At 45.6% G+C, this 1,930-nt stretch carries 3 protein-coding genes; all 3 read right to left on the minus strand.

The features are described 5' to 3' along the window. Window positions 1-9: 9 nt before the first annotated feature. The 3 genes from LYNGBM3L_RS41340 to LYNGBM3L_RS44030 all read right to left on the minus strand — a co-directional run bounded on the left by LYNGBM3L_RS41340 (window position 10) and on the right by LYNGBM3L_RS44030 (window position 1,301). Window positions 10-294, minus strand: a complete 285-nt coding sequence (locus LYNGBM3L_RS41340; protein WP_008187592.1) for a hypothetical protein — start codon at window positions 292-294, stop codon at window positions 10-12. Window positions 295-575: 281 nt separating this feature from the next. Continuing rightward, entirely contained in the window at window positions 576-1,007 is a 432-nt protein-coding gene (locus tag LYNGBM3L_RS20965) for a MerR family transcriptional regulator (protein ID WP_008187594.1), read from the minus strand. Window positions 1,008-1,160: 153 nt separating this feature from the next. After that, on the minus strand, window positions 1,161-1,301 hold the full coding sequence (locus LYNGBM3L_RS44030) for a hypothetical protein (protein ID WP_154659869.1): 141 nt from the start codon (window positions 1,299-1,301) through the stop codon (window positions 1,161-1,163). Window positions 1,302-1,930: the final 629 nt, after the last annotated feature.

A 1,930-nucleotide genomic window follows, 5' to 3' on the forward strand; every position in this document is an offset into this window, starting at 1 on the left:
TCGAAAAGATCAGTAGGCGTAGGGTGGGCAAATGCTGACCCTCTGACAACAAGATCTCGAATCGGGTCGATTTGCCCACCCTACAATAACTACTTCAATGTCTTGATGCAGCACCAAATAATGAAATAGTGGGGTAGTAGGGTGGGCAAATTCATAGCCAATCACCATATAATCTGGAATTCTGTCATTTGCCCACCCTACAATAACTATAGCTTTTGAATAAAATAAGCTGACGGCTGACAGCTGACGGCTGACAGCTGACGGCTGAATGCTTACTAGCGATCGCGCTTTCATACTTCAATGTCTTGGGTGCATCTCATATTTGAAAATTTTGCGTAGGGTGCGTTAGGGGGGTCTTCATTTTTCGCCTCGTAGTCAGGGTTTGGATAGCCCGCCCCGTAACGCACCACCGTGTCAAACAGCAAAAATGAGATGCACCCAATGTCTTGATGCAGGACTAAATGAAATAGATAATTTGGAATAGTTGCAAAGCCTTGACCGACTTAGCTAATAGCCGGAAAACTACCACCAGCGATGCAGCGCGGTCTTGGGGGTTTCCCCCATGAGCGACTGCATCAAGAAATAAAGTGAATATCACTGAAGGTTTCGATCCACAAACGAGCACCACAATCAAGGGGATTATCCGGCTGATAAACAATCTTACAAGGACCAAGGATTTCCACCTCATTACCGTAGAGATTAGTGCCCTTTCGTTTAACTGAAATCACTGGCTTCCGGTCTTTGGGGCTTTTCTTCATATTCGAGCCAATGTGATTGCGATTGACATTAATCTTCGCTAAAGCGGTTGTACGACTAGTGCGCCATTTCCCCTTTGGTCCACGATTACCTTTAGTAATTTGTGGCAAATGGTTGAACAGAGGAATAATCCAGAATTTCCCGCTTTTATAGGCACCCCGGACCCGACCCTTCTCTAGGAGTTGGCGCAATCGTCGAGAAGAAATTCCTAATAGAGATGCTGCTTCAGTAGTTCCAACGCACTTGTTCATCAGTGGACTCCGTTTTAACTATTCCGATAATACTAGTTTAAGGGATAAAAGGAAAATTGACAATTTATTTTTTTAGGGAACAGGGAATAGGGAACAGGGAATAGGGAGGAAAGCGTGGTAAAAGTGGTAGAAATGCTAAGGGTGGAGAGCAAGTCAACTGCTGTGGTTTCCACTATTAGCGACTGCGTCAATATCGGAATAGTTAGGAAATCGGGAATCGGGAATTAACGGAAGTTTAGGGTGTGGTATTGAAATGCGATCGCGTCGGTCCTGGCCCAAGGTTCTATCCAACATAGTTAATAAACGAATATAGTTTGACCCGGTGGTGCATTGCGGGATGGGTGCCAACACTGGCGACCGTGAAAATCAGGGCGAGCCCGTCTGATCACGCACCCTACGCCTCCCTGCTCCCTGTTCCCTGTTCCCTGTTCCCTGCTCCCAACATTTGTTACAAAACTTTTCAAAATATGTTATAATATAGTATTTTTTGTGTTATAATAAAATTACCGTGGACGCTAAAACGTTCCACGGTAAGAGCCAGCCGCTGATTTTTTCCGAGGTCTCCGGCTGGCCTCTGGACGCCCCAGTTAAGGAGATACCTAATTATTTATGTCCTACTCTCAACGCCTATATCCAGTGGGCGCTCATTCGGCTTATTGCCGAACATGCAGGCGGATGGTTGTTCGTTCGTTTTCGGAACCGATCGGATGCGGGAGGGTCACTTGCGACGGACCCTTAAACGGCTGATCGCCGTGATAGTAAAAATTTATTATTATCTTACGTATTTACCACGACCTATGGACGGCGAGTCTATAGACGACGAGTCTACAGACGAAGAATACTTAAAGAAACGAGGTAAGGTTTAGGGAGTGTAGGAAAGGGTGCATGTACTAATTTTTACGTTAACCCCCTGGTACTTCGAG

The sequence above is a fragment of the Moorena producens 3L genome (genome assembly GCF_000211815.1).
In the GTDB taxonomy this organism is placed as follows: Bacteria; Cyanobacteriota; Cyanobacteriia; order Cyanobacteriales; family Coleofasciculaceae; genus Moorena; species Moorena producens.

Excerpts from the sequence above, each read along its gene's own strand:
- LYNGBM3L_RS44030 (WP_154659869.1), bottom strand. The coding sequence starts at position 1,301 with ATGTTGGATAGAACCTTGGGCCAGGACCGACGCGATCGCATTTCAATA.
- LYNGBM3L_RS20965 (WP_008187594.1), bottom strand. The coding sequence starts at position 1,007 with ATGAACAAGTGCGTTGGAACTACTGAAGCAGCATCTCTATTAGGAATT.
- LYNGBM3L_RS41340 (WP_008187592.1), bottom strand. The coding sequence starts at position 294 with ATGAAAGCGCGATCGCTAGTAAGCATTCAGCCGTCAGCTGTCAGCCGT.